The following is a 7,252-nucleotide window of genomic DNA, read 5'->3' as shown; positions in this document are numbered from 1 at the left end:
GCTTGGCGATTCACTGGGGGAGATGTATTTCTACCTTGCCATGGCCGACCGGGTGGTAGTTGGCGGCGGTTTCAACCCGAAAGGCGCGCATAACATCATCGAACCGCTCGCTTTGAAAAAACCGGTTCTGGTCGGGCCTGAAACCTTCACCATCGAATACCCGTTTGAGGAGGCCGCAGCGGCAGGGGTGGCGCGCTCTGTCCCCGATGCACAGGCGTTGGCTGCGGCACTGATCGCGCGGGATGATCCCACGCCCGCGCAGATTGATGCGTTTTTCGCCGCTCATGCCGGGGCGACGCAGCGGACCTTGGCCGGGATTGTCAGGCTTTTGGCTTGAGGCCGGCGTCAATCTGCTGTTGCAATAAAAACTCCACAATCGTCCAATCGAACGGGTTGTCGATATCGTGGCATCGTTCCGGAGACAGAACGTAAGGGATCACCCGCCCGTCATAAAGCCCTTCGGCGCGACGCAGATACTCCGGCGCGACGACATAGACGACGCCGACATGCTCATAAACCACCGGCGCTTGTTGCCGCGCCAATACGCGACCAGGCAGCGGTTTTGACACATGCAGCGCGCCGGACGCATCAGGTTCCACCAGATTGAAATAGGGGTTCTTGCGCGCATCGCAGCAGGACATCACCATATCCGGTGCCTCCTGCGCAAACAGATCCAGCGCGCCGGTGATATCGTCGGGCAGGCGCAACGGCGAAGTGCAATCAAGGTCCAGAAACGCAGACGCAGGGCCGGTGATCGCCTCGGTCACGCGCAGGGCGTGTTGCCAGACGTGGAACTTGCCAGCGGTATCGGTTGCCAGTTCCGCAGGGCGCAAACCGATTTCCAGCGCGCCGCGTTTGATCGCATGGTCATACATCGCTTCATCATCAGTAGAGACGACTACCGCATCGACTCGCGGTTCGGCAAAAAGTTGATCCAGCGACCAATCCACTAGGGGTTTGCCGCAAATCGCGCGAAAATTCTTGCCCGGCACGCCTTTGGAGCCTTTGCGCACCCCGATATGGCCAATGATCATCGCTTTCCCCTTTGTTGGCTGCGGCGAAAATGCCAATGTTTCAGGGAATTTGCAATCGGGTCGGGCCGGAGTTTCCTGTCGGGCTGGGGTTCGGGAAGGTTTGAAGATGGCAGATAAGCCGGGTAATGCTCTGCCGAAAGCCGCCAGCGTTTCGCTGCCCGTCCCGCAGCGCCCAATCGTTGCATCAAGCGCGCGCGCGTTTCTGACCGCGTTGTTTGATCGGGCCGTGGCGGTTGCTGATCCGATGCAGGTCGTGCCGCGGCAGATCCCGCCGCGCCCAAAGGGGCGCTTTCTGGTGATCGGGGCGGGGAAGGCCAGTGCGCGGATGGCCGAAGCGGTGGAGAAGACAATCGGGCCATGTGAGGGGCTGGTGATCACCCGCTACGGCTATGGCCGCCCGACCCAAGGCGTGGAAATTGTGGAGGCAGGACATCCGGTGCCGGACGCAGCGGGCGCGCGGGCAACATTGCGGATGCTGGAATTGGTCGCGGGGCTTGGCCCGGATGATCTCGTTCTGGCGCTGATTTCGGGCGGTGGGTCGGCGTTGCTCTGTGCGCCAGCCGAAGGTTTGACCTTGGCGGACAAGATGGCGGTCAATGCCGCCTTGCTTGCATCCGGCGCGCCGATTGGTGAAATGAACGTGGTCCGCAAGCATCTGAGCCGCGTGAAGGCTGGGCGGCTCGCGGTGGCGTGCCATCCGGCTCGGCTGCTGACCTTGTTGATTTCCGATGTTCCCGGCGACAACCCGGCAGAGATTGCCTCCGGTCCGACGGTGGGCGAGGTCAGCACGCCAGACGATGCGCGGGCGATTCTGGTGCGGCACGGGATTACGGCGTCTGCGGCGGTGCTCGCAGTGTTGCAACGGCCCTCCACCGTTATAGCGCCGGATGATCCCCGCTTGGCAATGGCGCAAACCCGCATCATCGCCGCGCCAGCGCAATCGCTTGCGGCGGCGGCAGAATATGCGGAGTCCGCAGGCGTTATCACCCACCCGCTTGGCGATGCGCTGGAAGGGGAGGCGCGGGAACTGGGCGCGGCCCACGCCCGGCTTGCGTTGTCGCTGCGCGGTGAGGTTGCGGCCACCGGCAAGCCTTTGGTTTTGCTGTCCGGGGGCGAATGTACCGTGACGCGGCGCGGGAACGGGATCGGCGGGCCGAATGCGGAATATGTGCTGGCAGCGGCCATAGCACTTGACGGCGCGCCGGACATCCATGTCCTCGCCTGTGACACTGATGGCGTCGATGGCGCGGCAGAGGTGGCGGGTGCGGTTGCGGGGCCGGAGTGTCTGATCTTGGCGCGCGCAAAAGGGATCGACCCGGCAAAGGCACTGGCGCGGAACGACGCGCATCGTTTTTTCGGCGCGATCGGCGGGCAGGTGGTGACGGGACCAACCCTTACCAATGTCAATGATTTCCGCGCTATCCTGATCTTGCCGGAGAGCTGACGCTGTACAGGCTTGTCGCGTTGAGACTTGGCATCGAACTGCTCGTTTCCTGACTTTCCCCTCGGGCGCGGGCGAAAAGCGAGCTGCGATGTATCAAAGCAAAGGCGAAACGCTTTAGCGTTTGCCACCCTGCGGTGGCAGCGTCGTCGGTCGGTCTTTCGGGCTTCTGCCGTCGGGCAGGCTGATGCGGGCGACCTGTTCGGCAATCGGATCCACAGACAGTGGGTGCAATTCGACCTGATGGTCGGCCGGGTCGCCAATCGGTTGCCATTCGCCGCCCTTGTAAATCTCCAACCCCGAAAACCCCGCCTTATAGCCCATTTTCTTGCTACCGGGCACCCAATAGCCAAGATAGACGAAGGGCAGGCCCGCGCTGCGCGCAATCTCCACATGGTCAAGGATCAGGTAGGTTCCCAGTGAACGCCCGACAAGATCAGGGTCGTAGAACGAATAGACCATGCTCAGCCCGTCGTCGAACACATCTGTCAGCGAGACTGCGGCCAGATCGGCGGGTCCGCGCTTTGCGCCTTCGGAATATTCGATTACCCGGCTGCGGATCGGTGTTTCCTCAATCATCGCGGCGAACTCGAATATGTCCATGTCGGCCATGCCGCCGGTCGCGTGGCGGTAGTCGAGATAGCGGCGGAACAGGGCGAATTGATCCTCTGTCGCCCAAGGGCTGGTTGCGTTGCGCGTCAGGTTGGCGTTACGGCGCAAAACCTTGCGCTGGGTGCGCGATGGTTTGAAATCAGCCACCCGGATCCGCGCCGAAAGGCAGGCCGAGCATTCGGCACAGGACGGGCGGTAAAGCACATTTTGCGACCGCCGGAACCCCTGCTTCGACAGGGTGTCATTGAGCCGCTGCGCATGTTCCCCTTGCAGCGCGGTGAACAGCTTACGCTCCATCCGCCCATCGAGATAGGGGCAGGGTTGCGGGGCCGTCACATAGAATTGCGGGGCGAGGGGAAGGGTATGTCGCATCGCTGCCTGAAAAACCTGAGATTCAAACACAGGTTAGCAAGCCGCCCATCCCGCGCCAAGGTCAGACTGCGGTGCGAGTGGCCGAAATTGCGTCGTTTTCCGCTGGTTTTTGCGAATTGGGCGGAATTTGGCTGCATTGGGATTGTGCCAACGGGAATCGGAAAGCGCGCTTTTTGCATTTCAGTGACTGTTGAGGAGGTGGCGCGGGTGGTGGGGCCCCTCAGTCGGTTTCCCGGAAACCCCACATTGCACTCCGATCCGAAGATCGTGTTACGGCCGAGAGAATTTTACCGTGTCACACCCGCTGCGGCAGCCCAATCCATATTGAGGTTGCGTCCAAGCCAGCACGGCGTTTGCGCGGTCCGGGTCGCGCCATGGGGCAAACAAACCGCAAACCTGGGTCGCGCACTCCTTCGCGCCAACGCTTAGAACCGTGCGGTCTTGTTGATTGCGACGCTGCCAAGCACCGCATCGGTCAAGCCTTGGCCGCGCGGGCCAAACATCATCATGAGCACGGATATCACCTGCGGGATCACGAAAGCCATACTGACCGCATAACCCATCGTATGAAGAAACGCGGTGCCGCCATCAAACGGCTTACCATCAAAACGACGCAGCTCAATCGCGGCAAGGCGCATGCCGGGGGTGGCGGAACGACTTGCAATGGTGATCCAGCGATAGGCCATGTTCACACCTACATACAGCGCCGGAAGAAAAAAGAACGCGGTGAAGGCAGTGAACGGCACGATGATCGCGGTCAGGATCAGGGTCAGAATGGTATCGACAATCCAGGCCAACCCGCGCTTCAGCGCAACGCCGTCATAGAACTCGGCGTTGAATTCGGGGTCGGGCAACGCGTTGGCATACATCGGGGCAGTCCTTTGTCGAGGATGGGGGGAGAAGGCACTGGGAACGGGGCGGCCTGCGATGGGCCGCCCTTCGGTTTCAGTAGGCAGAGACATCCTTGGCGGCGGAGTCAGCCGACGCTTCGTCGCGGTTGTCTTTTGCGCGCTCATCCATGAAGGAATCGAATTCCTGCTTGTCCTTGGCATCGCGCAGACGCTTGAGGAAGGATTCAAAGGCGTCCTGCTCCGCTTCGAGCCTGCGGATGGTTTCGTCGCGGTAGGCATCGAAGGCCGAGTTGCCGGAGGTGTTGTTCCACGACTGACGGCCGTGGCGGTGATTGTGGTGACGACAGGCGGAACGGTTGAACATGCGTTTACTCCAGATCATATAAGCCAAAAGGGCCAGCCCGACGGGCCAGACGAAGATGAAGGCAAGGACCATCGCGGCGATCCAGGCACCTTTGCCCCGCTCATCCATCCAAGCCTCAACACGGCGAGGCCAGGACATCATGCCGCTGGGCAGTCTTTGAGTCGTTGTGTCGTACATTGTGCACTCTCCGTGGTTCAGGTTGATGTTTACTCGGTTTACATTACCAAGATTATCACTCCGTCCCGACCTTTCAAGAGGCAATGTTAAAAAGTTTTACATTTAGGTCAGATGCCCTTGACGTTGGGTAAAGACTGGCGCATTGCCGGGCGTAACGGTTTGCGGTTTTCAGGAGTCTTGTTGTGAAAATTTTCCTTCAATCAGCGGGCCTTGTGTTGTTTGACCTTGCTTCGACCCTGCTATTCCTGATCGTCTTTCTGCTCACCTCAAACCTCTATGCTGCGGTGATCTCCGGTATGGTTCTGGGCGTCGCACAGCTTTTGTGGGAACTCTGGAACCGTCGCCCGATCGAGGCACTTCAAGCGATGAGCCTGGTGCTGGTCTTGGCCTCGGGCACGGCAGCGCTGGTCAGCGGCGATGCGCGTCTGGTGATGATCAAGCCGAGCGTTGTTTATGCACTGATCGGGTTTGTGATGCTGAAGCGCGGCTGGATGATGCGGTATCTGCCGCCGGTGGCGCAAGAATTGCTGCCCGATGTCGCGGTGATCTTCGGCTACCTGTGGGCGGCGCTGATGCTGTTTTCCGCTGTGCTGAACCTTGTGGTTGCGCCGCATACAGATGCGCTGACCTGGGCGGCCTTCATGTCGGTCTATGCCATCGCCAGCAAGGTTACGCTGTTTGTGATGCAATTTGCAGTGATGCGCCTGATTGGCCGACAGCGCCGACGGGTGGCATCTCAAGGCTAGGCGGCGTCTGTGTCAATCATCCTCATTGGCACCGTAACCGAACATTGACCGCGCCTGTCGCGCGCGGCAAACTGGGGCGATGCACAGCAATTTCACCTCCCGACTGCGCCGCCATCCCCTGCCTTTCGATCCCGATATCGGGGCGGAAATCGCGGCGGAGTTTGCCGATCTTGACCCGAACCTTGTGCCGTTGGTGGCAGGCAGCGCCGGATGCAGCCCCTACCTTTGCGATCTGATGCGGCAAGAGGCGGAATGGATGCGCGCGGCGCTGTCGGACGCGCCGGAACCCGTACTCGCCACCGAACTCGACTCTTTGGACCGGCTCGCTCTTGCCGACCTGCCCGGTGGATTGCGCCGCGCAAAGCGTCGGGTTGCCCTGCTGGCGGCGCTTGCCGATCTCGGCGGGGTCTGGGCGTTGGAGGAGGTGACGGGTGCCTTGACGGCACTGGCCGACCGTGCGGTTGATCTGTCGATGCGCCGTCTTGTGGCAGATGAGATCCGGCGCGGCAAAATCCCGGATGCACGGCCCGAGGATGCGGAAACCGCCGCCGGGATGGTGACATTCGCGATGGGCAAAATGGGCGCGGGGGAGTTGAACTATTCCTCCGACATTGACCTGATCTGCCTGTTCGATGAGACACGCTACCCCGACAGCGCGGCGGAGGCGCGGGCGGCCTTCATTCGGGTCGCGCGTAGAATGGCGGCGCTGATCGGCGACCGCACGGCGGATGGCTATGTCTTTCGCACCGATTTGCGGCTGCGCCCGGATGCTGCGGTGACGCCGGTGTGCCTGTCGATGGCGGCGGCGGAACAGTATTACGAAAGCGTGGGGCGCACATGGGAACGCGCGGCATGGATCAAGGCGCGTCCCTGTGGCGGCGACATCGCGGCAGCGGAACGCTTCCTGAAAACCCTGACGCCGTTTGTCTGGCGCAAGCATCTCGATTTCGCTGCCATTCAGGACGCGCATGACATGCGGTTGCGCATCCGCGACCATCGCCGTCTGCATGGCCCGATCGTCGTGGAAGGCCACAATATGAAGCTGGGCGTCGGCGGCATAAGGGAGATCGAATTTTTCACCCAGACCCGGCAGCTTATCGCAGGCGGGCGCGACCTTGATCTGCGCGGACGTGGCACCGTGGCCAGCCTCGCTGCTTTGGCCGACAAAGGCTGGATTCCGACAGAAGTGGCCGTAGAATTGACCACACTTTACCGCGCGCATCGTGAGGTGGAGCATCGCTTGCAAATGGTGAATGACGCGCAAACCCATGACATGCCTGCAAGCACCGAGGGTGTGGCACGCATCGCGGCTTTCACGGGGGAAAGCGATGTTGCGCGTTTCCGCAATGACCTGATCGACCGACTTCAGCGCACCGACCATCTGACCGAAGGTTTCTTTGCCCCGGCGGAAGTGGAGGAGGGGCCGGCGCTTTCCGACTACGCCCGCAATATCGTGCGGGGTTGGGCCAGTTACCCGGCACTGCGGTCTGAACGGGCCGGGATGATCTTCCGCCGTGTCCGACCTGGCCTGCTCAAACGTCTGCAAACCGCCGCCAACCCGGATGAGGCGCTGCTGGCCTTTGATGGTTTCCTTGGCGGCTTGCCTGCGGGGGTGCAGATATTCTCGTTGTTTGAGGCGAACCCGCAACTGATTG

6 protein-coding genes and 2 pseudogenes are annotated in these 7,252 nt (G+C 61.2%); 4 read left to right on the top strand and 4 right to left on the bottom strand.

From position 1 onward, the window contains the following. A pseudogene (locus L0H65_RS11290) lies at positions 1 to 337 on the top strand (3-deoxy-D-manno-octulosonic acid transferase); the annotation flags it as partial. Here L0H65_RS11290 and L0H65_RS11285 read toward each other — a convergent pair. Then, complete coding sequence (locus L0H65_RS11285; RefSeq protein WP_301459084.1) at positions 321 to 1,034, bottom strand: acylneuraminate cytidylyltransferase family protein; 714 nt, start codon at positions 1,032 to 1,034, stop codon at positions 321 to 323. The pseudogene L0H65_RS11290 and the gene L0H65_RS11285 overlap by 17 nt on opposite strands. Before the next feature lie 106 nt (positions 1,035 to 1,140). Between L0H65_RS11285 and L0H65_RS11280 the strand changes: the two genes are divergently transcribed. Then, a complete protein-coding gene (locus L0H65_RS11280) occupies positions 1,141 to 2,478 on the top strand; it encodes a glycerate kinase (RefSeq protein ID WP_301459082.1) in 1,338 nt (445 codons plus the stop codon). 114 nt (positions 2,479 to 2,592) lie between these two features. Here the strand turns inward: L0H65_RS11280 and L0H65_RS11275 are convergent, their stop codons facing one another. The 3 genes from L0H65_RS11275 to L0H65_RS11265 form a co-directional block, all read right to left on the bottom strand. Next, a complete protein-coding gene (locus L0H65_RS11275; protein WP_301459080.1) occupies positions 2,593 to 3,459 on the bottom strand; it encodes an arginyltransferase in 867 nt (288 codons plus the stop codon). Between the two features lie 425 nt (positions 3,460 to 3,884). Continuing rightward, the gene (locus L0H65_RS11270; RefSeq protein WP_301459078.1) at positions 3,885 to 4,328 is read right to left on the bottom strand and encodes an RDD family protein; all 444 of its coding nucleotides are present in this window, start codon (positions 4,326 to 4,328) and stop codon (positions 3,885 to 3,887) included. A 76-nt stretch (positions 4,329 to 4,404) separates the two neighbouring features. Beyond that, on the bottom strand, positions 4,405 to 4,851 hold the full coding sequence (locus tag L0H65_RS11265; protein WP_301459077.1) for a DUF2852 domain-containing protein: 447 nt from the start codon (positions 4,849 to 4,851) through the stop codon (positions 4,405 to 4,407). A 182-nt stretch (positions 4,852 to 5,033) separates the two neighbouring features. On the opposite strand from L0H65_RS11265, the gene L0H65_RS11260 reads away from it, so the two are divergent. Together L0H65_RS11260 and L0H65_RS11255 are read left to right on the top strand one after the other, a co-directional pair. Beyond that, positions 5,034 to 5,597: an inner membrane-spanning protein YciB gene (locus L0H65_RS11260; RefSeq protein ID WP_301459075.1), complete on the top strand. Its 564-nt coding sequence runs from the start codon at positions 5,034 to 5,036 to the stop codon at positions 5,595 to 5,597. Positions 5,598 to 5,676: 79 nt separating this feature from the next. Then, positions 5,677 to 7,252, top strand: a pseudogene (locus L0H65_RS11255) (glutamine-synthetase adenylyltransferase); the annotation flags it as partial.

It is taken from the genome of Pseudorhodobacter sp. (genome assembly GCF_030452865.1).
Taxonomy (GTDB): Bacteria; Pseudomonadota; Alphaproteobacteria; order Rhodobacterales; family Rhodobacteraceae; genus Pseudorhodobacter.
The sequence above is the reverse complement of the archived record's forward strand: the minus strand, read 5'-3'. Positions and strand labels throughout refer to the sequence as shown.

What these genes read in the sequence shown, in the direction of transcription:
- L0H65_RS11280 (WP_301459082.1), top strand. Translation starts at nt 1,141, where the DNA reads ATGGCAGATAAGCCGGGTAATGCTCTGCCGAAAGCCGCCAGCGTTTCG.
- L0H65_RS11270 (WP_301459078.1), bottom strand. Translation starts at nt 4,328, where the DNA reads ATGTATGCCAACGCGTTGCCCGACCCCGAATTCAACGCCGAGTTCTAT.
- L0H65_RS11275 (WP_301459080.1), bottom strand. Translation starts at nt 3,459, where the DNA reads ATGCGACATACCCTTCCCCTCGCCCCGCAATTCTATGTGACGGCCCCG.
- L0H65_RS11285 (WP_301459084.1), bottom strand. Translation starts at nt 1,034, where the DNA reads ATGATCATTGGCCATATCGGGGTGCGCAAAGGCTCCAAAGGCGTGCCG.
- L0H65_RS11265 (WP_301459077.1), bottom strand. Translation starts at nt 4,851, where the DNA reads ATGTACGACACAACGACTCAAAGACTGCCCAGCGGCATGATGTCCTGG.